The organism is Croceitalea sp. P059, from assembly GCF_031846365.1.
Lineage (GTDB): Bacteria > Bacteroidota > Bacteroidia > Flavobacteriales > Flavobacteriaceae > Croceitalea > Croceitalea vernalis.
This window is the reverse complement of the sequence record NZ_JAVRHW010000001.1, coordinates 456,453-482,741: the sequence shown is the minus strand read 5'-3', so window position 1 is coordinate 482,741 and position 26,289 is coordinate 456,453. Positions and strand designations below refer to the sequence as shown.

Sequence of the window (26,289 nt, the reverse complement as noted above, 5' to 3'; positions counted from 1 at the left end):
ACAAAGGCATTAACGATTACCATGCCAAACAGTTAAAACTCTGAAAAACAATAGTATAGATGTAAAAATAGAACTGAAAGTGTAAATTTTTTGGACAAGTTTTGTATAGATATTTTACATGATTTTAAAATCTTTCGCCTAAGACTATATCACTCAGTACGTAAACTCTTAACTGGGTTTTGTTTTGCAGCTCTTATGGCTTGAAAACTTACTGTTAACACAGTAACACCCATTGCTCCAAACATGGCTAATACGAAAATCCACCATTTTAAAATGACTCGGTATGGATATTCTTGTAACCATCCATTCATAACGTAATAAGCTATAGGAACAGCAATGAAACATGAAATGACAACTAGCTTTAAAAAATCTTTAGATAGCATATTCCAAACGTTAAAGACGCTTGCTCCTAAGACCTTTCTAACTCCAATCTCTTTAGTACGCTGCTCTGCGACAAATGAAGTAAGACCAAATAAACCTAAACAACTAATTAAGATGGCCAGCCCAGTAAAAATACCTGATAAGGTTCCAATGCGCTGCTCAGCAGCGAATTTTGCGGCATATTCTTCGTCGACAAAATCATATTCAAATGGTATTGCCGGGAAATTTTCCTTGAAAACTCTTTCAATTACTGCAATGCTTTGATTCGCACTTTGGTTTGGATTTAATCTTAGGTTATAATAACTAAAATTATCATGTCTATCATAAACATAAACACCCTGCTTTACTGGCTCGTAAGGAGATTGCGCTATAATGTCTTCTATTACTCCGATTATTTTTAAAGGAGGACTAGGATCTTCTTCATCGGTATCTCGTAATAACTGACCTACAGGGTTTTCCATTCCTAAATAGGTCTTTGCAGTTTCGTTAATCAAAACCCCAAGAGAGTCTGAGGCAAATTCTCTTGAAAAATCTCGCCCCTCAATTATTTTTAGATTTAAAGTTTTTCCGTACTCTGCTGATACTTCGGTCCAAGCCAAATCTTCTTGAAAACCATCTGGTTTACCTTCCCAGGTAAAACCACTCCTATTGGACCAGATACGAGTTGTTGGGCTACTTGAAGTAGCCATTTCAACTACAGCGCCAGAACTGATGAATTGTTCACGCATTAAATCCGTCTTACCATTAAAATCTTGACTAAAGGTTGGAATTTGAATCAAACCTTCTCTATCATAACCTATAGGTCTATTTTTAGCATGGTTGATTTGCTGCATTACAATGACAGTTCCGATTATAAAGGCCACTGAAACAGTGAATTGAACTACCACTAAAATTTTTCTAGGAAGACCGGCATATCTGCCTGCTTTGAATGTGCCTTTTAGCACATCTACTGGTTTGAATGAAGATAAATACAGTGCAGGATAACTACCGGCTAATAGTGCGGTAAATATTATAAACCCTAGTGAGATTAGCCAAAATATGCTACTTGTCCATGGAAACTCAATTTCCTTTCTTGCTAAGTCATTAAAACCGCTTAAACACAGTAAAACAATTATAACAGCCATTATATAAGCAAACAGGACAACCAAAAAAGATTCACTTAAAAACTGATAGATTAATTGACCTTTTTGAGAACCAATAGATTTTCTAATTCCAACTTCTTTGGCTCGTTTTTCGGAACGAGCTGTACTTAAGTTCATAAAATTGATGCAGGCTAAAAGCAGTACAAAAGCACCAATGATTCCGAATAACCAAACATAGCGTATACGACCACCAGTTTGAACACCGTTTTCAAAATTGCCTTTTAGATACCAATCATCCATAGGGAACAAGAAAATTCTAGGATTGTATTGTACCACATCTTCATCCGCATTTTTCTTAATGTCAATTATGGCATTGGTTATACCTTCCATGGTGGTGTTATCAGCAATTTCAACAAACATTTGGAAGGAGTTGTTTTGCCAATTATCGTTGGAATTTTGCATCCACTCTTGGGTATTGTAATAATGATCCCAAGGCATGATATAATCTAAATCACTAAACGAACAGTTATAAGGCATATCTTCATAAACAGCAGTCACCATCATATCATGTTCGTTACTTATTCGAACAGTTTTACCAATTGGGTTTATTTCGCCAAAAAATGCTTCTGCCGTAGACGCTGAAAGCATGATAGCATTCACCTCTCTAAGCCCATCTTTTTCTCCTTTAAGAATATTCAATCCGAGAATTTCAGGAGCTTCACGCTGCATATAATTGCCAAGGCGAGAAAGATTAACTTCACCGTATTTGATGTAAGAACTAGTGTTCCAAGAAGACATTATAAGGTGCTTAAAATTGTCCCCATAACGCTCTCTTAAAGCTGGTTCTAGTGGCAACGGAATTGCTGGGCCTGTTCCCGTATTGTTATTGAAAGTTTGTGATTGAAAAACCTGTGCAAAACGACTTTTATTTTCAAAATTATTATTGTGTGTTAACTCATCATTCATCCATAAACCAATGATCAAAGTTACTGCCATGCCCAAAGCAAGACCTCCAATATTTATTATGGAATATCCTTTATTTTTTAAGAGGTTTCTCCAGGCGATTTTAAAATAGTTCTTAAACATGGTTTTCATTTTTGATTGATGTTCTTATTCCGTTCTTAAGCTGTCAACGGGGCTTTTGATGGCCACTTTTAAAGTCTGGTAACTTATTGTTGCCATTGTAATTATCATGATTGCTAAAATAGCAATGGCAAAATACCACCAATGAATCTCTGTTCTATAGGTATATCCTTGAAGCCACTGCGCCATAAAATACCAAGTAATAGGAGTGGCTACTATACCGGCAATAAGTATAAGTTTGAGAAAATCTTGTGATAATAAAGCTAGAATATTAGTCATGTTACTACCTAGCACTTTTCTAATTCCAATTTCTTTGGTTCGCTGCCCTACGAAAAAGAGAATAAGACCGTAAAGGCCTAAACAGCCGATAAAAATGGCAAGACCCGAGAAAACCTTTGAAAGGGACAAGTAACGTTGCTCTTGTTCATATTGTTCAGCCACTCTATCATCTAAGAATCGATATTCGAAAAGATATCCATCAAAAGTTTCTGACCACTTTTCATCTATTTGAGCTAAGGCCTGTTTCGTATTTTTACTATTTATTTTTAATGCTATCTCACCATAAGTATCGGCTAAAGGCGTTATAATTACGGGGCTGATACCTTCTGTAAAGCTGCTGTTATGAAAGTCTTTTATGACACCTACAATAGTTCCCTGAATAGTTCCACCGTTTATTGCAATCTGTTGCCCCAACAAATCTTCTGGAGAAGAAAGGCCCAGCTTTTCGGCTAATCTTTCATTAACCACCACCTCATCAATAGAATCCTTTTTAAAGAAGTTTCTGCCATACGCAAGCTCTAGACCGAAAGTATTAATGTAATCTTCATCAGCAAATTTAGCATTGATACTAAACTCTTCATCTTCTGGCCTTGTACCATATCTAATGTTTGTGCCCCAATTATTACTTGACGCACCAGGACTACTAAAACAACTTGATACTTCTCTCACACTTGGAATTTGTTTTAACCGTTCTTTGAGACTATAGAGTTGGGCTTCTTCTATATTGCTTGGGATTTCTACCATAACAAGGGACTCTTTGTCAAAACCCAAATCGGAGTTCACAGCATAATCAATTTGTCTTGAGATAATAATTGTTGTTGCGATAAGAACTATGGATATGACAAACTGAGTCACTACCAAAACCTTTCGGGTGGCTACACCACCAGTATCATTATGGCCCAATTTGCCTTTCAGTGCCAATACGGGAACTATTCGGCTCATAAGAATACCGGGATAACTTCCTGAGAAAAAGGAAACTACTACTAATACAAGAGCAATGAAACCTATAAAGTTAGGAGTCCATAAATCATTAATAGCTAGTTCAATATTAAAAAGATCATTGAAAGATGGCAAAAACAAAACCGAAAGCACAAAGCCTATGAAGAGCGCAATAAGACTAATAATAAATGTTTCTGACAAAAATTGCCAAAATAGGTGCTGTTTAAAGCTACCCAACACTTTTCTAATACCTATTTCTTTAGATCGGTAGAAAGCCTGTGCAGTAGAGATATTAATAAAATTGATGCTGGCGATGACGATTAGGAAGAGGCCAACAATACCAAAGACCCATAGGAGTACAGGGTTAAGCCCCCCGTAATCAGCATTAAAATGGATGTCAGAAAGTGCTTGTAGTTTGTATACATGTTTGTTCTTGCTATTTGGCCGGTGCCTTTTAGGTAGCTCAATTAAAGCTTTTTCGATATTGGCAATATTCTGATTAGGTCTTAATAAAGCATAACATTGCAAATTACCGGTAATGCCTCCCCAGCTTTCACTGGCCGCAAACCTAGCATTATCAGCTAGATTTTCAAAACTGATAAAGAGTTCCCTATCTAAAAAAGTGGACTGGGGCAGGTTTTTCAGCACTCCGGTAATTGTTATGGTCTTATCATTCTCCAAAATGAAGGTATTGCCAACAACATCTGCTCTACTGTACATTTTGATAGCCATATCTTCAGTAAGTACGGCCGTATTTGGGGCTGCAAGGTGTACTTTTTCTCCACCATAAATCAAAGGATAATTAAAGATTTCAAAAAAATCTTCTTCTACAAAAACGACATTCTCTTTTAGCTTTTTGAGCTTTCCGTTTTCATTGATATCAAGTATTATATCGTTTCGTTGTACAATTTTGGCAACTTTTTCAGCATAGTCATATTCTTCTCTAAATACCTTTGAAAATGCGGGGGGTACGCTAGCATTGTACTCTATATCATCGGTGATTTCTTCTGTATTTATTCTGTAAATGCGGTCAGCGTTGGTATGAAAATTATCAAATGACAGATGATAATTGAGAAATAGAAAAATTAGGATACAACCACCAAATCCTATGGCTAGACCTAAAACATTTATGGCTGCGAATACTTTTCTTTTTAATAAGTTCCTCCAAGCGATTTTTAAATAGTTCTTAAACATAGCTTAGTTGATTTTTTGAATTTTTGCTTCACCAATTACAATTCCTTTGTTAACCTCAGGAGAACCTTCATAAGCTATGGTCGCTTCGCCATAAGCGGTCACTTTTAATTTGTCTTTAACAGCAATACGATAACTACCTTCACCAAATGCCGTAATTCTAGTGCTATTGGTGTCAACTTCAAGAGTATTGATTGTTGTTTCACCATAGGCTGTAATTTTTTGTTTATCTACCCTTCCGCTCTTAAGCTCTAAAAAGCTCTCGCCGTAGATGGTTGTTGTTAGGTTTTCTAAATGAACTTCGTTAAAATAAACCTCTGATTCACCATATATTTTCAATCTAAATCCTGATTGATTTATTGGACTTTCACATAAAAATTTTTGTTCACCTCGCAACGAAAGTTCTTCAATTGTCTTATAAGTCACAGTTGCCGTAATAACTGTTCCTTTGTAAATAGGCACTTTATAATCATAATTATCACCCTTCACATTTTTACTGTCTGTGTAGGTTTTAGCACCGTCAAGGTATAAACGAAGTGTTGAACCAACCACTTCAACATTCAATTTGTCTAAAGGTTCAGTACTGGAATGAATGGTGACAGCTTCAGATTTGCCTTCAATAAAAGTTACCGCGATGTGAGGACTAACGATTATCTTTTTATAACTATCAACTTCAATAGTTTTTAATTGCCCAAAAGAATTTGTAGAAATTAGTGCAAAACCAATGATAAAAAGTTTTGCACTAATAAGGTTGATTGATGATTTCATGTTTTTCGTTTTTTGATTGATGAATAAACGCCTTTTAAACGGTTGCCCCAATGGCTCGGTTTTGACTTTCAGTTGCTATCTGACCATCAAATAAATTAACTACACGGTGAGCATAATGTGAATCTCTATCTGAGTGCGTAACCATTACAATAGTTGTTCCTTCTTGGTTAAGCTCTGTTAAAAGATTCATTACTTCAATGCCATTTTTAGAATCTAAATTACCTGTAGGTTCATCGGCAAGAATTAATTTCGGATTAGTCACTACGGCTCTAGAAATTGCAACACGTTGCTGTTGACCCCCAGATAACTGTTGCGGAAAGTGTTTTTCTCTATGTGCAATCTTCATGCGCTCTAGCACTTGCATAACCTTTTCTTTTCGCTCTGCCTTTCCCATTTTTAAATAAATCAAAGGCAATTCTACATTTTCATAAACCGTTAATTCGTCAATCAGATTAAAGCTTTGAAACACAAAACCTAAATTACCTTTTCGGAGTTGAGTACGCTGAGATTCTTTTAATCCAGCAACTTCGTGATTAGCAAAGTTGTAACTACCTTCTGTAGGATTGTCAAGCATTCCTATAATGTTTAATAAAGTAGATTTTCCGCACCCTGATGGTCCCATTATTGCAACGAACTCACCATTTTCAACATGAAGGTTTACATTGTTCAAGGCCAATGTTTCAACTTCCTCTGTTCTAAAGCTCTTTCTTAAATTTTTGATTGTTATCATTTCTTTGTTGTTTCTATTAGTTAAAGACATCGCGACGACGCTTGATGTGACAGTTTATATTTATTTTAATACAATTCTTTCAGCTTCACCGAAGCTGTCGTAATTACTTGTAATCACTTTTTCTCCTTGTTCTAATCCTTCTAAAACCTCGTAGTACCTAGAGTTCTGTTTGCCAACTCTAATATTTCTTTTTAAGGCTTCGCTACCGCCTGGGTTCACAACAAAAATCCATTGCCCACCGGTGCTTTGAAAGAACCCTCCTTTTGGCAATAACAGCGCATCACTAGAGGCACCTAGCTGTAATTTAATATTATAGCTTTGACCTGACCTAATTGTTTCTGGTTTTTCATTTGTAAAAACCAAGTCAACTTTGAACCTTCCATTGCGCACTTCTGGGTATACTTTTCTTAATCTTAAAGAGAATTCTTTACCATTACGCTCAAGACTTGCAGATAAATCACGTTTTACGCGATCAATATAATGCTCGTCAATTTCAGCTTCTATTTTAAAATCAGTCAATACATTAACTTGACCAATTCGCTGCCCTTGAGCAATATTTTGGCCAATTTCAGCATCAAGAAAACCTAACTGACCATCTGCAGGTGCTCGAACATTAAGATGGTCTAATCTTTCATAAACCATTGATAGGGTTTGTTGCATACGGCTAAGGTCAGTATCAAGACCTGAAAGGGAGGTTTCACGTAGCTCATCATCCTGTTCTGTTTGAACTTTAACAATGTCATATTGTTTTTGAGCCAATTCATAATTCTCTTTAGAAGTCAAATAAATTTCTCTTGAGATTAACTCATCTTCAAAAAGGGCTTTATTTTGTTCAAAGTTTCTTTTTAAGCGTTGCAAATCTGTGCTAGCAGTTGCTAAAGATCTTCGTCCTTCAACTTGTCTTGAGTCAAAGGTAAGTTTGGTTGAACGCAAATCATTTTGTTTGAGCGCTAGGTTACTTTCACTCGCTAGAATTTGCTCATACAAATTCATATTTTCAAGTTTTAAGATAATATCTCCTTTCTTGACCATTGTACCTTCTTCAATAAGCTTTTCAGATACTCTACCGCCTTCATAGGCATCCATATAAATGGTTGCAATTGGAGCTACATTACCGTTTATGGTAATATAATCATCAAATTTTCCTTCAGTTATTTGGGCTATAGAAAGCCTGTCTTTCTCGGTTCTAAAAGTTGAAACCGAGCTTCCAAAAAATAACTTCCAACCAACAAATAGCAAAATTAAGCCAATGGCGATATAGCCATAATGTTTAGGGCGTAATCCTTTTTTCTTTTCGAGTTGTATATCCATGACTTATTTAATTAATATTGAAAATAGATAGATTGTTATAAAAATCTAGTGTACTCTTATTGACTTTTAAGCGAAGTCTAACTTGTAAGTTTTCGTTTTGTGCCGTTGCAAAAAGGGTCTTTGCTCTTCCTAGTTCAATAGCGTTAATAAGCCCCTTCTCGTATCTTTTCTGTGCAATTTCAAATGCTAGTTCTTGTGAATTGCTCCTTTTTGCGGTTTGAAGCACTTCAGTATTTAAGGCATTATATTCTTGAACCAATTGCTGAATCAATTGATACAATTCTTGCTCTTGAATTTCAAAATTGTTTTTAGCTCTTGCTAAGGCAATTTTCTGTTGTTTGATTCTAGATCGACCAGACCATCCATTGCTTATAGGAACGTTAAGTGACACCCCAACAAATTGGTTGGTATTATCGCGGAACTGTGATCTAAATGGAATAGTTACACCAAGGGTATCCGTAATAGTTTCAAAATAACCTGTGCCATAGCCACCTTGTATTGCAATTGATGGGGCTAAATTACCCCGTGCTATAGCCACTTGCTTTTTTGCTGCTTTAACCCTTAGCTCTTGAGCTTTGATTAAAGGAATAAAAGTCATTGCCGTATTAAAAACTGAATCTGATGTCATCTTCAAATTTTCTTCTTTTTCAGAGTTTTCAATTTCTGGACGAATCAAGATATCAGTTTCTCCCTTTAAGTTCATGGCTTGAATAAGGGTAAGTTTTGCTGCAGCTAACCGATTATTATTCTGAGTTAATAACAACTCGTCCGCAAGAAGTAAAGATTCTGCTTCATATAAATCAGCTCCAGCCATAAGCCCAACTTCAATTTGTTTTTTTACCAATTCAAAATTGGTTTTTGATATTTCAACTTGCTCCTCTGAAATTATGATTAGGCCTTCTATAAATTGAATATCATAAAAAGCACGCATGACTCTAAAAGCTAAAAGATATTTTTGTTGCACACTTTCTTCTTTAGCAGCCCGATACAGAAATTTAGAAGCTTTAATGCTATTAATTTTCTGAAAGCCTTGGAAGACATCAAAAGAGCCACTTATAGAATAGTTATTTGAAAAGAACTCAGTATTAGATATACTATTATCATTCGGATTTACCTGGCGACCAAAGCTGATGTTATAATCTGCATAACCATTTATATTTGGTAAAAGGTTTCTAACTGATTGACGATAGGTTTCTTTATTAGACTGTTCTGTATATTCAAAATCATTCAATTGAAGATTATTCTCTATGGCATAATCAACGCATTCCTCCAATGACCAGACTTGCTGTGCAATTGTTGTGAACCAACTCGCAAATGATAGTATAAAAAAGATTTTCTTTAAATTCATATTAGACTACTATGCCAATGATAAAGCTATTGTCATGCCATAAAAATAATTAACTGAAAATCAGTAAGTTAAATAGTTTCTGTTTTTAATTTAAATTTTAATGTGTAAAATATTTATACAAAAAGTGTAAAATAATTTTACAAACTGGCATTTGTTGAAAAATCAAGTTGTAGTTTTAAAAAATATCGAATCTGCTCAAGGGCCTTTAAACAATGCTCTTTAAAAGGAATACCCCAAAAAAGTAAAAAGCTTATAAAAACTGGTATGTCTTTTGTTTCGAATTTCATAAGAAGAAATTAAAAATGACCAAAGCAAATATTTTAGTAATAGATGATAATAAAAGCGTTTTGAGCGCCTTAGAGATTCTTTTACAGTTTGAATATAAGAGCGTACAAACGTTATTTAACCCTAATCAAATCTCTTCTTTTCCTAATTTAAAGGAGATTGATATTGTATTGCTTGATATGAACTTTTCGGCAGGAGTAAACACAGGTAATGAGGGATTATTTTGGCTTAATGAGATTAAAAAGAAATCTCCAAATACATCTGTAATTATGATGACAGCATACGGTGCTGTCGATTTAGCTGTCAAAGCTTTAAAGCAAGGTGCTTCAGATTTTATTTTAAAACCTTGGAATAATGAACGTTTATTGACTACCGTAAAATCTGCTTATGAGTTGCGCATGTCAAAACTTGAAATTAATAAGCTCAAAAAGAAAGAGAGTAACCTTAAACAGTTTATTAATGATGACAAAAATCATATCATAGGGAACTCCAGGGCTTTGACCGAGGTATTAAACCTTGTTCGAAAAGTTGCTAAAACTGATGTTAATGTGCTCATCACAGGGGAGAACGGAACAGGTAAAGAATTAATTGCCCGCGAATTACATCGATTATCTCGAAGAAAAGAAGAGGTTTTTATAAACGTAGATATGGGTTCAATTTCAGACAATTTATTTGAAAGCGAACTTTTTGGTCATATTAAAGGTTCTTTTACCGATGCTAAAGAAGATCGGGCTGGAAAATTTGAAGCGGCACATCAAGGCAGTTTGTTTTTAGATGAGATGGGAAATCTTTCTTTACAAACGCAAGCAAAACTATTATCGGCAATTCAGAATAAGTCAATAGTAAGAGTAGGTTCTAACAAACAAATTGACGTTGATATTCGATTGATTTGTGCGACCAATTGTAACCTTGATAAAATGGTAACTGATGGTCTTTTTAGAGAAGACTTATTATATCGAATTAACACCATTCATATTGAAGTGCCACCCCTTAGAGAAAGAGAAGGAGATATTCTAATTCTGTCAGATTTCTTTTTAAAACAGTTTGCTCATAAGTATGATAAGTCAAGTTTAAAAATCAACAATCTGGCACAAGAAAAACTTATAGAATATCAATGGCCTGGAAATATTCGAGAATTGCAACATACAATGGAAAGAGCGGTAATTTTATCAGAGGGCAATGTGCTCAAACCAACTGATTTTTTATTGCATTCAAAACCAACACAGTCATTTGAAAACGAACTTACAACTTTGGATGAAATGGAATATCACATGATTTCTAAAGCTTTAGAATTGTATGATGGAAACTACAGCGCAGCCGCTGATCAGTTAGGGGTTTCACGGCAAACCCTTTATAATAAAATGAAGAAGCTCAATAAATAATGGCGAGTAGAAATTTTTATATTCAGTTAATAATCAGAGTCCTACTTATCACTGCGACCGCAGTATTTATGGCTTTTTGTATAACAAGCGCCTGGTATTTATTATTAGTAGTTTCCGTTATCGCTTTGGTTTCACAGGTGTTTGACTTAATTCGTTTTATAAATAGTACAAACCGGAAAATTGCCTATTTTTTTGATGCTATAAAGAATGAAGATTTCACACTCCGTTTTCCAGAACGAGTCACTATTAAATCTTTCAAAGAGCTCAACCAGAGTTTGAATAGAGTTAATGGATTAATACAAGAAGTTCATTTACAGCTTCAAATAAGAGAAAAATATTATCAAGAGATTTTGAAGCAGGCCAATATTGGAATAATGACTTTTAATCAAAAAGGCCATATTCTCTTTTCAAACCCAACCTTAGAAAACCTCCTTAACTACCGTCCTTTAAACCATATCAAACAGCTGAAGCAAATTGATGAAAAATTATACGAGGTTTTTGAATCATTTAAGCCTTTTGAACGTAAACTATTTCAATTAACTAATGAAAGAGAACAAATACAGTTGGCTTTAAAGTCTACTCCGGTAGTTCTCGATGAAAACCAGTTGTTACTTGTAGTTATTCAAGATATCAATGAAGAGTTAAACGAGAAGGAAACAGATTCATGGATTAGATTAATTCGCGTTTTAACCCATGAAATTATGAATACCATAACGCCAATAACCTCCATATCAGAATCTATTCTTAAATACTACCAAAATAGCAACGGTCAAGTTGTTGAAGAATTAGATAAGGAAAAGATTGCAAGTGCAGCAAAAGGCCTCGAAGTCATAAAAGGTCAAGGAAATAATCTTATGGATTTTGTACAAGGATATCGCAGCTTTCTTAATGTGCCCAAACCAGATAAATCATTTGTAAAAGCCGACGAGTTTTTTGAGAAAGTCAAGATTTTGATGCAGTTAGATGCGGATGAGACTACCCGAATAGAATGGATGATAGAAACACCGGAGCTTGAATTTTTTATTGATGAAAAACAACTTACACAAGTACTAATCAATCTTGTGAAAAATGCGGTTCATTCTTTAGAAGACAGTCCTTCTGGCCTAATTAAAGTAATTGCTGGGCTTGATCATAAAAATCGGAAATATATCGTTGTTCGGGACAATGGCCCAGGAATACCTGAAGAAATGATTGATGAAATTTTTGTACCCTTTTTTACTACAAAAGAGAAAGGTACAGGTATAGGACTTAGTCTTTCCAGGCAAATAATACAATTGCATGGCGGCACCCTAAAACTTTATTCTAATCCTGATATTGAGACCAGTTTTACCTTGACTTTTTGATTTAAAATGAAAAAAGCTCTTTATCTATTTTGTGAAAATTACATTAGTGCGAGAATACATCGTATTCAAAATCAAATTAATGAGGTTAAAGCTTCGCTAACTTCTGAATCAAAAAGTACAGCTGGAGATAAACATGAAACAGGTAGAGCGATGTTACAATTAGAGCGAGAAAAACTAGGGCAACAATTATTAGAGGCTGAAAAAATGCAACAAGTATTGTCTAAAGTCCCATTAGAAACTGTCAATGCAAAAGTAGTATTGGGCAGTCTAGTGCAAACTACAAAGGCTACTTATTATATAGCAGTTTCTGCTGGCAAATGCGAAATTGATGAGGCGTTAATTTTTTGTATTTCGGCAAATACCCCGATTGCAAAGCTACTATTGGGTAAAGTAGTAAACGACACTATAAGTTTTAACGGAACTAGCTCTAAAATAATAGCAATCAGTTAGGTACGGTGTTTTTCATTTAACTATTCTTTAAAATGAGTTGTTGTTTTCTTTTTTATATTTAAGAATATAAATCAATAAACAGAACAATTATGACAACAAAAGAAGTGGCAGACAAATTTGTGGGCCTATGTAAAGAAGGAAAGTATGATGAAGCTTATGGAATGTATGCAGAAAATGCGGTAAGTGAAGAAATGCCAGGTATTCCTAATCATGTAACCAAAGGAAGAGAGAATATTATAAAGGAATATCAGCAGTGGGCTGAGAATATTGAAGAAATGCATGGTGGTGACGTCGGTGAGCATATGGTCGCAGGTAACCACTTTGTTGTACCTATGTCAATGGATGCAACTTTTAAGGACAGGGGTAGACAAAAAATAGACGAGCTATGTGTATACCAAGTCGAAAATGACCAAATTACACGAGCGACCTATCATTATCAAGTGCCAGAAATGGGTCAAGGGATGTAATTTTTTTAATCGAGATTGGGCTTTTTTCTAAAAGACTTTATAGTAGCGGCTCTTTTTTTAGAGGTAAGACGCTTTTCAATTGATGATTTTGAGGGCTTTGTTGGTTTCCTTTTTTTTGGAACATGTAAAGCCTTTTTTAATACATCAAAAAAGCGATGAATAACTAATTGTCTGTTTTTGTGCTGACTTCTTGCCTCATCACACTGTAAAAGAAGTAATTGTTGTTTGTTTAAACGATTTGACAATTTTAAAATAAGCCGTTCTTTTTCTCGTGATGATAAGCCCAATGAGCTTTTTACATCAAAACTTAACTCTACTTTTGAAGAAACCTTGTTTACGTGTTGCCCACCAGCACCACTGCTACGAATAGCTTTGAATTTTAATTCTTTTATAATGGTTTCTTTATCCAAAAGATGAGTTTGTACGAATATAACTAATAACCAAATTCAAATTAATCTATAGAAAGCCTCTTATTTACAAGCTGTAGTGATACATTAAGAAACACCTGAGTATTTACTTGCAAGGCATGTCGATTTGTAAAAAAGATGTTTAAACCTTTATTGGAAAGCCCTTCAATTAAATAATGACTTCCTTTAAAATGGTTGTTAATTACATACACTTCGAACCCTGATTCTTTTGAGATTTCGAACTCATGTGGGTATACTAAAATTGACTTGGCAACCGCGCTGTATTCTTTTAGTAAAGACACTGGAACTTCATTAACAATATCAAAAAGAGAAGCCACATATTTTGTCTTTGGTTTTTGATACAATTGTCTTGTGGGTTCATGAGCTATTATGGAACCATTTTTAAGCACTAAGGTTTCATCAGAAAATGCTAGAACATCGTTTGGATCATGACTGGCATTAATCACGGTAATACCCTTTTCTTTTAAGTACGGAAATATTTTATAGCGCAGTTCATTTTTTTTGAATTGGTCAATACTACTGAACGGCTCATCTAGCAATAAAACTTCGGGTTCTTGTGCCAAAGCTCTAGCCAATGCAACGCGCTGTTGTTGACCTCCGCTGAGGCTTTTTACTTTGACATTTGAATAATCTTTCATCTCAATCACCTCAAGTAATTCATCAATACGTTGTTGATGTGTATCTAACTCAAAGGCAGATAAATGTTCGGCAATATTTTCGGCAACGGTAGTAAAAGGCATCAAATCAAAATCTTGTGCCACGTACTTCATGTATTTTTCACCCGGAACAAGATTATAACTTGGCCCTAATACTTCAATTTTTTTCCAATGAATGTTCCCCGAATTCAATTCTAATAGCCCATATAGCGCTTTTAATAGTGTGCTTTTGCCACAACCGCTTTCGCCAATGACTGAAAGATGTTTGCCTTCTTTAAGTGTGAACTGAATATTATTGAGAATAAGTTCATCTTGAAATGAAAAAGAAATGCTATCAACGTTTAACATAAAAAGGGGAAAAGAAAAATCCGTTTCTTTTGAAACGGATTTTCTATTAGAATTATTTTAGAACGCTTAATCAGTACCGTCAGTAATTTTTATTTGGTTAGGTAAAGATTCAAAGCCCATGTTAAAAAGAGTGAACCCAAAAATATCAGCATACTGCTCAATAGTTTTTGCTACAGGGGTTCCGGCTCCGTGACCGGCATTTGTCTCTATTCTTATCAGCGTAGGGTTATTACCGGATTGTTTCTCTTGTAATTCTGCGGCAAACTTGAAACTATGAGCAGGTACAACTCTATCATCATGATCACCTGTTGTCACCAAAGTTGCAGGATATGCTACCCCGGACTTTACATTATGAACGGGGGAGTATCCCTTTAAATATTCAAACATTTCTTTACTCTCTTCAGCTGTTCCATAATCATAGGCCCAGCCTGCGCCAGCTGTAAAAGTGTGATAGCGCAACATGTCAAGTACCCCAACCGCAGGTAAAGCTACTTGCATTAAATCTGGTCTTTGGGTCATGGTTGCCCCAACTAGAAGCCCTCCGTTTGAACCTCCACGAATTGCTAAATATTCTTTTGAAGTGTATTTGTTAGCTATTAAATATTCAGCTGCAGCAATAAAGTCATCAAACACATTTTGCTTTTGCATTTTAGTACCTGCATCGTGCCATTTTTTGCCATATTCACCACCTCCACGAAGGTTAGGCACTGCGTAAACTCCACCTTGCTCCATCCATACGGCATTCGTGATACTAAACCTTGGAGTTAGACTAATATTGAACCCACCATAACCATAAAGGATAGTCGGGTTTTTACCATTAAGTTGAACTCCTTTTTTATGTGTGATAATCATGGGCACTTTTGTACCATCTTTAGAGGTATAAAAAACTTGAGTAGAAACATAATCGGAAGGGTCAAAATCAATATCTGGCTTCCAATATTGGGTGTATTCACCAGTTTCTACATTATACTTGTAGGATGAACCTGGGGTGCTATAATTGGTAAACGAAAAGTAGAATTCTTTATCTTCTTTTTTACCACCAAAACCACCAGCACTACCTACACCTGGTAATTTTACTTCACGCACTTTGTTTCCATCATAATCATATTGATAGACTTTAGAAATGGCATCGACCATATATTCAGCAAAGAAAAACCCACCACCACTGCCAGCAGTTAATACATTTTCTGTTTCAGCAATAAAGTCTGTCCAATTATCTGAAGTCGGATTTGCAGCATCTGCAATTACAATTTTTTTGTTCGGTGCATTCAGGTTAGTCACTAAGAATAGTTTTGAACCTTCATTTTCCATCACATAAGTATCGGAATCTGTATGATCTAAAACGGTCACAAGACTGCTGTTAGGGGCGTTTAAGTCTTTAAGAAAAAGCTTATTTCCTGATGTAGAAACCGAGGCAGAAATGAATAAAAACCGCTCGTCTTCAGAAACACGCCCACCAATATAACGGTGTTTTTCTTCAGGGGTGCCCCCATAAACTAACTGGTCTTCAGATTGTGATGTTCCAAGTTTATGAAAATAGAGTTTGTGTTGATCAGTCTTTGCAGAGAGTTCGCTGCCTTCAGGCTTGTCATAACTAGAATAGTAAAAGCCTTCATTACCTTTCCAAGATAGGCCACTGAATTTAATATCGACCAAAGTATCTTCAACCTGTTCTCTTGTTTCAGTATTAATAACAATAGCTTTTCTCCAATCGCTACCACCTTCTGAAATTAGGTAAGCGGCTAAAGAACCATCTTTTGTAAAACTCAACCCTGCTAATGATGTGGTGCCATCTTCAGAAAAATTGTTTGGATTCAGAAACTCTTCTGCTTCACCACCGCCTTTTTTTCTATAAACTACATATTGATTTTGAAGACCATTGTTTTTATAGAAATAGGTATACTCACCTTCTTTAAACGGGGAGCCTATTTTTTCATAATTCCAAAGCTTTTCAAGTCTTTGTTTGATGTCTTTTCTGAAAGGTATTTTATCTAAATAGCCAAAGGTGACATTGTTTTGTTGGTTAACCCATTTTTCAGTGTCTTCACTACGATCATCTTCTAACCAGCGATAAGGATCCTCAACTGATGTTCCAAAATACGTGTCTGATTGTCCAATTTTGCTGGTGTATGGGTAGTTCACTTTTATTAAATCTTTAATGACCTTGTTTTGTGCCATGATTGTTTGTGCGCAGATAAAAAGAAGTACTACACATAAAGAAGTTAAGTTTTTCATTTCTTGAGTATTTAGCTAGCTCAAAATAGCGGAAATACATGAGAAATACTTGAAATGTTTAAAGGCTTAACTTTTTTTAACGAAAGCCCTTGTCCAAATTGAAGCTAAAGAGACTTGTTTTTTGATGTCTTTATAAGTCATGGACTTTGTTCATTCCCTTCCCTCGCTTAGGTAAAGGGAGGTTTTTAAACCAATTTATTTTCAACCAAATATTCTGCAATTTGTACTGCATTTGTCGCGGCACCTTTTCTAAGATTATCAGATACAATCCACATATTTAATGTATTACGTTGCGTTTCGTCACGGCGAATACGCCCCACAAAAACATCATCTTTATCATGCGCATAAATTGGCATTGGGTAGGTATTGGTATCTGGATTGTCTTGCACTGTTACCCCTGATGTTTCATTTAATAATTTTCTGACTTCGGACAATTCAAAATCGTTTTGAAACTCAACATTAACTGACTCTGAATGGCCGCCAGAAGTTGGAATACGAACAGCTGTTGCAGAAATTGAAAACTTACGGTCATCTAATATTTTCTGTGGTTCACGAGCCAATTTCATTTCTTCTTTAGTGTAGCCATTCTCTAAAAACACATCGCAATGCGGCAAAGCATTTCTGTTAATGGGATAAGGATAGGCCATTTCACCTTGAATACCCGCCATTTCATTTTCTAGTTGTTTTACAGCTTTTACTCCGGTACCTGAAACAGATTGGTAGGTAGAAATAACTACACGTTTCATTTGGTATTTTTTGTGTAGCGGATTTAATGCCATTACCAACTGAATGGTAGAACAGTTTGGGTTTGCTATAATTTTATCTTCTGCAGTTAATTCAGACGCATTGATTTCTGGGACTACCAATTTTTTAGTTGGGTCCATTCGCCATGCTGAAGAGTTGTCAACTACTGTGGTGCCTGCTTCGGCGAACTTAGGTGCCCAATCCAAAGAAGTATCTCCGCCAGCCGAAAAAATTGCGATGTCTGGTTGCGCATCAACGGCCGTTTGTAAACCAATAACCGTATGTGCTTCACCTTTATAATTCAACTGTTTACCAACAGAACGTTCTGAAGCTACCAAGAGTAATTCTGTTATAGGAAAATTACGTTCGGCTAATACTTTTAACATTACCTCACCCACCATACCTGTGGCGCCAACAACTGCTACTTTCATTCTTTTTTAATTTGAAAAGACAAAGGTAATTTTACCATAGTGATAAACAAACAAGAATGAAGTAAAAATCAAAATACAACAAAAAGTTATATTTGTAACAAACCTTTAATAAGGAATCAACACTTTTTATTGATTTAATTCCTTTGCTAACGAGGCAAGAAGTTTTTTAGCCATTTTCATTTTGTTTTTATAATGTCCATTTTGCCCAGAGGTCATTCGCATTTTAAGTCTGAGATTAGCTAAATATTCTTTGTTTTTTCGAAGCGCTTCAATATTTAGATCGAGTCCGGCATTAGTAATGTTTATTTCTTGAAGGCCTTCAGTTGTTGTTAGTACATTTTCAAGAACAGAAGAAGTAATATGTTGGTGCTGATATAGTTGTAAACTTTGCTCTACATTTTTTTCCGTAACAAGCTCAAAAGAATAGTATCGATAAAGCTCTTTTTGAAGTTCAGAGTTATCAAGTTTAATATCATTTGCACTAGATAAAAATAAGTTATAAGTACTTTTTTCAGCAACAAAATACGTTTCCAATATCAATCTCTTATGATATGTGGTAAATGAAGTTTTATCTTCATTTTTTAAATCACCCTCTTTCGAAAGATTTTTCCAAATGGAGTCAATATGTACTAATGTCTTTTCGTTCCAGTCAATATTTTGACTTAATCTTATGGTATCGCTTTCAATATCACCTTTAAATTGTTTTAAATAAGAGATAGATTTCATTTTCATTTTGGAAGTTTCATTCCAATTATTGATTTGTAGCGCTATTAAAATTCCAATAACAACGAGGATGATTTCTCCAATAGCATAAACCAAGTATTTACTGAATTTATTTTCTGTCAATAATCGTTGTCTTATTTTTCGAAAGAATTTTATCATTGTTTTTTATATGAGGCACAACTATAGCGCTAAACGTAGCGCTGTAGTTCGAGTATGATTAGTTGCGGACTTTTCCAACGGAAAATGTCCGCCAGAAGATAGTTAATTGCAAATGATTTAGTTTAAGGAAGCCACTCGCAATTAATTATACACATTGTTAGCCTTGCGTTATTTATTTAGTTCTTCATTAATCAGTTCCAGAATTCTTTGACTTTCCATATAATGTCTTTCCATTATATTTGAGAACCATATCCTTTGAACGTCCGTTTTATGGACAAGTGCTACGAAATATTGATTTTTTAAAAGACTTTCCAGATCAAATGCCTTGTAGGTTATTCCTCCCTTATTCGGTATCTGAATAAAGTTTTCGTCCACAAATTTCTCTCTGTTTACCCTATCAATTGTTCCCCAGTTTAAATCAGCTTGTAGGTGTGGTTGGGTATCTTCAAAAAAAACCATTATTTCTTTTTTTAAGACTTGGTTTTTGATAATTTCAAACCCATTATCCTTTATTACATTATAACCAACTTCTGATAGTCCAACATCCGATGTACCCATTAAAGCTTGATGAAAGTAATTCCCCAAAGAATCGCGATTAATCAACTTGGTTTCAATGGCTGAAATAATGATGGATCCCGATTTACGATAATAATCAATTGATTGGATTCGACTTTTTAGCTTATCGCAGTTTTGTTCCAGATTCTCAGCTAAATTCTCCAGCATGTATTTTTCTAGCGCCTTGTTTTTCTGATCTTCATTCCAATTATTGATTTGAAGCGCAATCAAAATTCCAATAACAACAAGAATGATTTCTCCTATGGCATATATCAGATATTTACTAAATTTATTTTCAGTCAGTAATCTTTGTCTAATTTTTCTAAAGAATTTAATCATTGGTTAGCGGTTGGTTGTAATGAAGCACTTACTCATAGCCATTGTTGTGCTTTGGTTATTTTTTTAATTCATTATTGATTGTTTGCAAAAGTTTATCCAGTGATACTTTCCACTCTTTATACCAAAATGATTGGTCTTCTCTATTTGCTATAGATGTTTTTAAGACGCTAATATATTTCTTAGAATCCTTCAAACTATTGTAATCAAAAGGCTTCATTTCAGTTCTCATAGCAACCTTATCAAATAACTCTGTTAAAATTGGTGATGCAGTATTATAAAAATAATTTTCTTGCCTTTCTGCTAAAGTTTCCATCCATCCAATATTATAAATGTTTACAATATCTCTAATTGTATCATTAGTTATTAAATTAACACCATAAGACTTAAGGCTCTCATATCCATTATTATTGAATTTTACACTTACCCATGATATGGATTTAGAAAAATGTAGATCTAAAGAATCATTATAGGGTAAATTGTTTTCTAAAGCATTGAGAATAATTTTAGCAGATTTTATAGAAGCATTATTGTTTCTTAAACTTAAGTCTATTTGAAAGTAATTACCTTCAATTCCATTTGCAATATCTTTTAATATTTCATGTTCAAACTTCTTAGTTTTTCTTCTTTCATTCCAATTGTTTATGCTAAGCGCAATTAGAATTCCAATAACTACGAGCACAATTTCCCCAATAGCATATTTAAAATACTTTCCAGTTTTTCCTTCTGAAAGTAAGTTTTGTCTAATTTTTCTAAAGAATTTTATCATTGGTTAGCGATTTTTGATAATTAAGTACACAACGTTTAGATTGTGCTTTCTATCAAAGGAAAATCCAGCTGCTTAAAGGTAGTAAAACATGATTGCTTTAACGAGTGTGTGGCCTTGAGCTATAGTTGTTGATGGCTAGCGTTATTTTTTACTATATTAAATTCCCGAAGCACATTCCATTTTCCACCATTTTTTTGCTCAATGAGGCTTATTTTTCCAAGTTCCAACACCTTAGGCAAGCTATAATTCTCAATCCTTTCAAATTTCTCATCGGTACATGTTGAATTTCTTGGATGCATTAGGGTTATGTGAGGAACCTGCTCTTTTTTCAATTCATTTGGTCCCAAAACTAACTTCCTTAATTCTTTAAACTCTTTGTTATGGCCAAATGATGATAGGTAAACACCTTTTCCGTCCGAGAATCGTAATGCTTTTCCGAATTCAATTCGGATTGGTTTTTCTAATCTAATGGATTCTATTCGAGCAATGGTTTTTACGATTGGTTCAATTTCGTCTTCACGGCAAAGTGTAACGTGTGCAGGAATTAGATTGTATTGTTCTGGATTAAATTTGGCTCGAATTTTCTCGATAATATCATTCGGTTCGTTAATAAACAAAGTCAATTGTCTTCTAATTTTTTCCATCTCGGCTATGATTAGTTGTGTTGGTTACAACTTAACTCAGTAATTACAAACTAAACAGAAAATCCGCGAGGATTTTCAGAAGTAGGGGAGAATATGCAGTGATTTAAAACCATAGCTGGATGTTGAATTTTTCATATTCTATTTTAGTTGGGATTCCAGATTTAACTTTAATTTTTTAGATTCCTCTACTACCAATTGATAAGCATTTACTTTTTGCTTTACCAATGACTCATAAACAATTATTTTATTGCGTAGGCCTATTAAATCATCTTTTCTTAATAATGTCATTTCCATTAAATCCACATTACCAGTTAACCATTTTAATAATTCATTTGTAAAATACTCTACTTGAAAATCACCTTTTTTCACACTTTCAAGAACGATTCCTTCATAATAATCATCTATTTTCTTACGAAGGCTTAAATCATCTATTAATTTTAATTTACCAGAAGACTTCATTGAACTATAGGTTGTCTTTGTAGGTGTGAAATTGTCAACTTGAAAAACTGTAAACAATTCTTTTTCTATGTTCGAGAGCTTATCTTTCGATAATAACTCAATCAGTTTTCTAAGATTTTCTTGTTGTTTAATATTTATTGGAATATGATACTCCTCATAGGTTGTAATATCTTCTGAAAGGTCAGTTATAAGAGAATTCATTAACTGTTGCCCCTCCTTTATTTCTTTGTTAATCGTTGATTTTTCATTTAAGAAAAATGCTAAGTAAACACCAAGTATTACGGCAATAAAATTAAGTATATGATTTACCCATTCTTTTCTTTTTCTCATCGCAGTATTTTTTGTATCCAGCGGTCTCGTATAAGAATATTATCGAATTTTGAAACACGAACCATTCGGATTAAACCTGAATTAAATATAAAAAAAGCGATTTCGATTGAGCACCGAAACCGCTATTATTTTTATACATTGATAGGTACAGTTATTTTTAATTTTTTAGATCCAGCTTATTTTTATTTTCTTTAATATGTTGTTTTTCTCGTTTCCAATTTCCTTTAAAATACTCAACTAACGGCAGAAAATTTAGTTTAAAAGGGTTATTACTGTAAAATCCAGTTGTAACTCCATATTTTACTTTTTCAGTCTCTTTTTGATATGTACCAAATAATCGGTCGAAAATAATGAGGGTTCCTCCATAATTTTTATCAATATATTTTTCGTTTGAACCGTGGTGAACTCGGTGAGCCGAAGGTGTATTGAAAAACAATCCTTCAAAAAAGCCCAATTTTTTCACAGCTTCTGTGTGCAAAAAATACTGGAAAAATAAGCCTGAAGTTATGCAGATTATAAGTATTTCAGGAGAAAAACCAAGTAAGACAAAAGGGATGTAAATAATTGGACTTACAAAAGCCCCAATCCAGTTTAACCGAACTGCAGTACTTAAGTTCATGTGCATGCCAGAATGGTGTGTGTGGTGCAATGTCCATAATAATGGCGTTTCATGACTTAGGCGATGATACCAATAAAAACCTAATTCAGCAGCAAGAAAAGCTAGAATTATCGTAAATGCATTAGTAGGAATACTAAAAAAATGGTATTCTGCTACCCAGCCGAATACTAGATATTTCCAACCTAAAGAAATTGGTTTCATAATATTGTTGCCAATAAAAATCCCAAGATTACCGAGACTTTCTTTTAGATTATAAACCGATTTGTTTTTGGTTTTTGACCAAATTATTTCAATGACCAAGGCAACCAAAACGATACCTGCAAAATAGTATTGAATGTTATTTGTGTTCATCTTTATTTTGTTTTTTCCATTCAACAGTTTTCTTCATCCATCCTGAATAAATGGTAATAATTAATACGTTATTTTTTGGCTCAAATTTAGCGTTGTACCATTTTTCCTTTTTTACAACATATATTTTCCCTTCGTAAAAGTCATCACTTTTCTTGATGTCTTTGATTAGAAGTTTTCCGATGGGTGCTTCTTTATTATCTGAAGAATCTAGTAACCCTTCAAACAAATCACCTGTTTTTTTAATTTTAACCGTTGTGTTTTCTTTTCCCGTATTCCACAAGCCTTCTAAAGATTGTGCGTTCATGGTAATTATTCCAAAAAGAAGAAAAAAAATTGTTGCTATGTTTTTCACTATAAATGATTTTATTAGCACAAAAATAAAATTGATGAATTATACAACCACTTAACAAAAGATAAGAAATGAATATGGGTTAGTCTTTCTTTGATACTATTCTAGACCTTATTCTACTCAAAGAAACTGGAGTTATACCAATTATATTAGCGATATACATGTCTGGTATTCTGTTGACAATATTTGGGTTGTCTATGACAAATTTTTTGTAGCGTTCTTCTGGAGAAAGAAAAACAAATGATTCTGAGCGTTGAAATGCCCGCTTAATGATTCTTTTACCAAAATAGGTTCGATTCCATTCTAAAAGGTTTGGGTTTTTTGAAGTAATTTCTAAAAATAAATCATAATCAATAACATAAACTTTGGTCGCTTCTATAGCCTCGTAAGTAAATTTCGAGGGTTCATTGAATAAAATAGAATGAACATTGGTAAATATGTTAGTTTCGGCATACACTTGAAATGTAACTTCTTCACCTTTTTCGTTAATAATATAACTACGCACTATTCCTTTCCGAATAAAAAAGACATTCTTTTCTTTAGAATTTGCAGCAATAATTGCATCCTCTTTATCAAAGGATTTTATCTTAGAATTTCTGAATAACTTATATAAATTTTTCAGGTTCAAAATTATCTAAATCAGTTATTGGATTATGATTTTACAATTGTACTTAACCACAGCGCTAAACGTAGTGCTGTAATTCGAGTCGATTCTTAAAGATGAGTTGCAACGTAGTTGCGCAGATTAAAGTTCACCGTAGGTGAATTGACTCGAACGGTCTCGGCTATGATTTTGTAGCCGAAGAACTAAAGTTAGCAAAAAGAGTACTGCGTATTAGAAATTCGTTAGAATTTCTTGAAAGCCCCTTAAATGGCTAGTTATGAATTATAGCCATTGTTGGCTGTAGTTATTTATATTCCGAACATTTTTTTGATAATATTTCCCTTTAACTTTTGCAATGGTTTTGAGTTTGTAAAAGTTAAACTATTTATATCATCAGGACAGTCCGTTAATATCTGATAACCGTTTTTTGTTATTAATACGGTGTCAGAATGTCTAAAACCTCCAACGCCTTCGATATAAATTCCAGGTTCAATGCTAACAACCATATTTTCTTTTAGAACTGTTTTGTCTCCCTCTGCTAAAAAAGGACCTTCGTGATTCCCTAGACCTATTCCGTGACCAGTTCTATGCATCAAATTCTCTTTTAATCCTTGGTCAATTAAAAATTGTTTGGCAGCTAAATCTACATCCTCTGCAACTGTGCCAGATTTTAAAACAGAGTAACTTCTTCTTCTCGCTTCCATCATTAATTCAAAAGCTTCTTCTTGTTCTTTTGTTGGTTTACTGGTGAAAAATGTTCTTTCCAGTTCAGCAGAATATCCATTTACTCTTAAAAATGCTAAACTAATATGTGAGCCTTCGACTAGTAAATCTGATACTTTTGGTATTCCGTGAGGTTGATAAGAAATTCGACTAGGCCAAGCCGCAACCAAAATATTTGTTGATAAATAGTCAAAAGGTGTTTGTTTGATTACTTTTTGTTGAATAGAACGTCCAATCGAAAAAACCTCAAGTTCCGACATTCCGAAATAGGCATTCTTATTTAATTTATCGATACTAATATCACAGTACTTTGAAGCCTGTTTAATTAATTCAATTTCCGCATCACTCTTAATCCATCTATGTTTTTCTAGTATCGTGTTCGCTACTGTTTTTATATTAACTGATGCCAAGAAATCTGATACTTCAAAAGGTGTTTTACCACCAATGCCAATTAGTTTACTGTCTTTTACCTGCTCTAAAAGAATATCTTGCCAACGTTCTGGTTTTGGCGCAGGATATTCCCAGTAACTTTTTATTTCATTGACATTGTCAACTTTGTTAAGATGAGCGAGTTCCATTTTAGGAACAATAAAACTCACGTTATTTGCTTTAATTATTAATAAAAATAATCTTTCAAGGCTTTTATAAGTCAAGCCAGTTAAGTAGTAAATATTCTCTTCTTCCGAAATGATTAGTGTGTCAATTCCGCTAGCTTTAATAGTCTTCTGAACTAATTGTATTCTCTGCTTGTATTCTGATGTACTTATGTTCAAATTGTAGTCTTCTTGTTTTTTCTTTTTTTGTCCAAAGCAAAATCCCTAAGATTTTGCGGTCATCATAAAAATACGCAAAGCTTGACGTTTAAACCCAAAGCCTGTATTGTTTATAGGTTGTGTTGTACGTAGTTTTTATTCCGTCCAACAATATTCAAGGATTTGTTGAACATCTTCGATTTGGATAGAATGTTGAAAAGTTGCTAAGTGGAAATCTTTCCCATATTCTCTATACTTAGTTGAATCCACTTTTGCGTTACGGTCTTTGAGCCAATTAAAAAGAATGATTGAATCTACCTTAGCTAAAGCAGGTCCTGTCATCTTTCGATTTTTTTGATGACATGCCGCGCAATTTGCATTAAAAATTTGTCGCCCTTCCAATCCATTTTCAGAATAATTTGGTGATTCAGTTCCACAAAAGAATTCGGGCTTTTCGTTTCCGCCAATAGCTTGTTTTTCATCATTGAACTTGTAAAGAAAAGCTCCTATTACAACAGTTAAAATCAAAAACCCAACTGTTAGCATCAGAATCCGATTTGTTGTTGTTTTTAATTTCATGATTATTTAAGGTAGTTCTGGTAAGTCTTCAAACGATTTATCTGTGATAATATTGGGATTTCCATCTCTAGCCTCTTGATATACTTTTAAAAAATCAACTTCCGATTTTACTTGACGATTTTTCTTTACAATTAGGCCGATTAAAATAAGGATTAAAAGTCCGGAAATAACTAATGCCAGAATATTGCCATCTGCATATAAAATTTTAACTATTTCAGCCAAATCGTATTTCCAATTATCTGGATTATTTTGCTGAATCCGATTACAATAATTTGTTATTTCTCCACTCTGTCCTATTAAAGAAAGTTGGCTGAGAAAAAACACAATTACTATATACAAACAGCTTAAAAGAGATTTTTTTCTGAAAAGGAAATCAATAAGTCTTTTGATAAAATGTTTAATCATTTATCTTGTTCAAAATTACGCACAACAGTCTCGGCTATGGCCTGTGGCCAG

Annotated in this window: 26 protein-coding genes; 4 read left to right on the top strand and 22 right to left on the bottom strand. The window is 34.1% G+C overall.

Going from position 1 to position 26,289, the window contains the following annotated elements:
• Positions 1-149 precede the first annotated feature (149 nt).
• The 7 genes from RM542_RS02145 to RM542_RS02115 all read right to left on the bottom strand — a co-directional run bounded on the left by RM542_RS02145 (position 150) and on the right by RM542_RS02115 (position 9,399).
• Complete coding sequence (locus RM542_RS02145; RefSeq protein ID WP_311384063.1) at positions 150-2,549, bottom strand: ABC transporter permease; 2,400 nt, start codon at positions 2,547-2,549, stop codon at positions 150-152.
• Between the two features lie 24 nt (positions 2,550-2,573).
• On the bottom strand, positions 2,574-4,958 hold the full coding sequence (locus tag RM542_RS02140) for an ABC transporter permease (protein WP_311384062.1): 2,385 nt from the start codon (positions 4,956-4,958) through the stop codon (positions 2,574-2,576).
• A gap of 3 nt (positions 4,959-4,961) precedes the next feature.
• The gene (locus RM542_RS02135; protein WP_311384061.1) at positions 4,962-5,723 is read right to left on the bottom strand and encodes a GIN domain-containing protein; all 762 of its coding nucleotides are present in this window, start codon (positions 5,721-5,723) and stop codon (positions 4,962-4,964) included.
• A 34-nt stretch (positions 5,724-5,757) separates the two neighbouring features.
• Entirely contained in the window at positions 5,758-6,453 is a 696-nt protein-coding gene (locus RM542_RS02130) for an ABC transporter ATP-binding protein (RefSeq protein WP_311384060.1), read from the bottom strand.
• A gap of 60 nt (positions 6,454-6,513) precedes the next feature.
• Complete coding sequence (locus tag RM542_RS02125) at positions 6,514-7,764, bottom strand: efflux RND transporter periplasmic adaptor subunit (protein ID WP_311384059.1); 1,251 nt, start codon at positions 7,762-7,764, stop codon at positions 6,514-6,516.
• A 7-nt stretch (positions 7,765-7,771) separates the two neighbouring features.
• Complete coding sequence (locus tag RM542_RS02120) at positions 7,772-9,112, bottom strand: TolC family protein (RefSeq protein WP_311384058.1); 1,341 nt, start codon at positions 9,110-9,112, stop codon at positions 7,772-7,774.
• A gap of 137 nt (positions 9,113-9,249) precedes the next feature.
• Positions 9,250-9,399 (bottom strand): hypothetical protein, encoded by a 150-nt coding sequence (locus RM542_RS02115; RefSeq protein WP_311384057.1) that lies wholly within the window; start codon positions 9,397-9,399, stop codon positions 9,250-9,252.
• Between the two features lie 15 nt (positions 9,400-9,414).
• Here RM542_RS02115 and RM542_RS02110 point away from each other — a divergent pair, with 15 nt between their 5' ends.
• The 4 genes from RM542_RS02110 (at position 9,415) to RM542_RS02095 (ending at position 13,039) form a co-directional block, all read left to right on the top strand.
• Positions 9,415-10,779 (top strand): sigma-54 dependent transcriptional regulator, encoded by a 1,365-nt coding sequence (locus RM542_RS02110; RefSeq protein WP_311384056.1) that lies wholly within the window; start codon positions 9,415-9,417, stop codon positions 10,777-10,779.
• Positions 10,779-12,122, top strand: a complete 1,344-nt coding sequence (locus RM542_RS02105) for an ATP-binding protein (RefSeq protein ID WP_311384055.1) — start codon at positions 10,779-10,781, stop codon at positions 12,120-12,122. Before RM542_RS02110 ends, RM542_RS02105 begins: the two co-directional genes overlap by 1 nt.
• A 6-nt stretch (positions 12,123-12,128) precedes the next feature.
• Positions 12,129-12,572: a 3-oxoacyl-ACP synthase gene (locus RM542_RS02100; protein WP_311384054.1), complete on the top strand. Its 444-nt coding sequence runs from the start codon at positions 12,129-12,131 to the stop codon at positions 12,570-12,572.
• A gap of 89 nt (positions 12,573-12,661) precedes the next feature.
• Positions 12,662-13,039, top strand: a complete 378-nt coding sequence (locus RM542_RS02095; RefSeq protein ID WP_311384053.1) for a SnoaL-like domain-containing protein — start codon at positions 12,662-12,664, stop codon at positions 13,037-13,039.
• 5 nt (positions 13,040-13,044) lie between these two features.
• Here the strand turns inward: RM542_RS02095 and arfB are convergent, their stop codons facing one another.
• From arfB to RM542_RS02020, 15 genes are all read right to left on the bottom strand, one after another.
• Positions 13,045-13,449 (bottom strand): alternative ribosome rescue aminoacyl-tRNA hydrolase ArfB, encoded by a 405-nt coding sequence (arfB, locus tag RM542_RS02090; protein WP_311384052.1) that lies wholly within the window; start codon positions 13,447-13,449, stop codon positions 13,045-13,047.
• A 41-nt stretch (positions 13,450-13,490) separates the two neighbouring features.
• Positions 13,491-14,471: an ABC transporter ATP-binding protein gene (locus tag RM542_RS02085; RefSeq protein WP_311384051.1), complete on the bottom strand. Its 981-nt coding sequence runs from the start codon at positions 14,469-14,471 to the stop codon at positions 13,491-13,493.
• A 66-nt stretch (positions 14,472-14,537) separates the two neighbouring features.
• Positions 14,538-16,706, bottom strand: a complete 2,169-nt coding sequence (locus RM542_RS02080; protein ID WP_311384050.1) for a prolyl oligopeptidase family serine peptidase — start codon at positions 16,704-16,706, stop codon at positions 14,538-14,540.
• Between the two features lie 185 nt (positions 16,707-16,891).
• Positions 16,892-17,881 (bottom strand): aspartate-semialdehyde dehydrogenase, encoded by a 990-nt coding sequence (locus RM542_RS02075; RefSeq protein ID WP_311384049.1) that lies wholly within the window; start codon positions 17,879-17,881, stop codon positions 16,892-16,894.
• Between the two features lie 126 nt (positions 17,882-18,007).
• Positions 18,008-18,763 carry a DUF6090 family protein gene (locus RM542_RS02070; protein WP_311384048.1) on the bottom strand — a complete coding sequence of 252 codons (756 nt, stop codon included), beginning with the start codon at positions 18,761-18,763 and terminating at the stop codon, positions 18,008-18,010.
• Between the two features lie 168 nt (positions 18,764-18,931).
• Complete coding sequence (locus RM542_RS02065) at positions 18,932-19,657, bottom strand: DUF6090 family protein (protein WP_311384047.1); 726 nt, start codon at positions 19,655-19,657, stop codon at positions 18,932-18,934.
• Between the two features lie 55 nt (positions 19,658-19,712).
• Positions 19,713-20,423 carry a DUF6090 family protein gene (locus RM542_RS02060; protein WP_311384046.1) on the bottom strand — a complete coding sequence of 237 codons (711 nt, stop codon included), beginning with the start codon at positions 20,421-20,423 and terminating at the stop codon, positions 19,713-19,715.
• A gap of 119 nt (positions 20,424-20,542) precedes the next feature.
• Positions 20,543-21,067, bottom strand: coding sequence for a 2'-5' RNA ligase family protein (locus RM542_RS02055; RefSeq protein ID WP_311384045.1), 525 nt, complete (start codon positions 21,065-21,067; stop codon positions 20,543-20,545).
• Positions 21,068-21,205: 138 nt separating this feature from the next.
• Positions 21,206-21,856: a hypothetical protein gene (locus RM542_RS02050; RefSeq protein ID WP_311384044.1), complete on the bottom strand. Its 651-nt coding sequence runs from the start codon at positions 21,854-21,856 to the stop codon at positions 21,206-21,208.
• Positions 21,857-22,013: 157 nt separating this feature from the next.
• Positions 22,014-22,826 (bottom strand): sterol desaturase family protein, encoded by an 813-nt coding sequence (locus RM542_RS02045; protein WP_311384043.1) that lies wholly within the window; start codon positions 22,824-22,826, stop codon positions 22,014-22,016.
• Positions 22,813-23,178 (bottom strand): hypothetical protein, encoded by a 366-nt coding sequence (locus RM542_RS02040; protein WP_311384042.1) that lies wholly within the window; start codon positions 23,176-23,178, stop codon positions 22,813-22,815. Before RM542_RS02040 ends, RM542_RS02045 begins: the two co-directional genes overlap by 14 nt.
• A gap of 79 nt (positions 23,179-23,257) precedes the next feature.
• On the bottom strand, positions 23,258-23,803 hold the full coding sequence (locus RM542_RS02035) for a Crp/Fnr family transcriptional regulator (RefSeq protein WP_311384041.1): 546 nt from the start codon (positions 23,801-23,803) through the stop codon (positions 23,258-23,260).
• A gap of 284 nt (positions 23,804-24,087) precedes the next feature.
• Positions 24,088-25,275, bottom strand: coding sequence for a Xaa-Pro peptidase family protein (locus RM542_RS02030; RefSeq protein WP_311384040.1), 1,188 nt, complete (start codon positions 25,273-25,275; stop codon positions 24,088-24,090).
• A 135-nt stretch (positions 25,276-25,410) separates the two neighbouring features.
• Positions 25,411-25,833 (bottom strand): c-type cytochrome, encoded by a 423-nt coding sequence (locus RM542_RS02025; RefSeq protein ID WP_311384039.1) that lies wholly within the window; start codon positions 25,831-25,833, stop codon positions 25,411-25,413.
• Positions 25,834-25,839: 6 nt separating this feature from the next.
• On the bottom strand, positions 25,840-26,238 hold the full coding sequence (locus tag RM542_RS02020; protein ID WP_311384038.1) for a hypothetical protein: 399 nt from the start codon (positions 26,236-26,238) through the stop codon (positions 25,840-25,842).
• Positions 26,239-26,289: the final 51 nt, after the last annotated feature.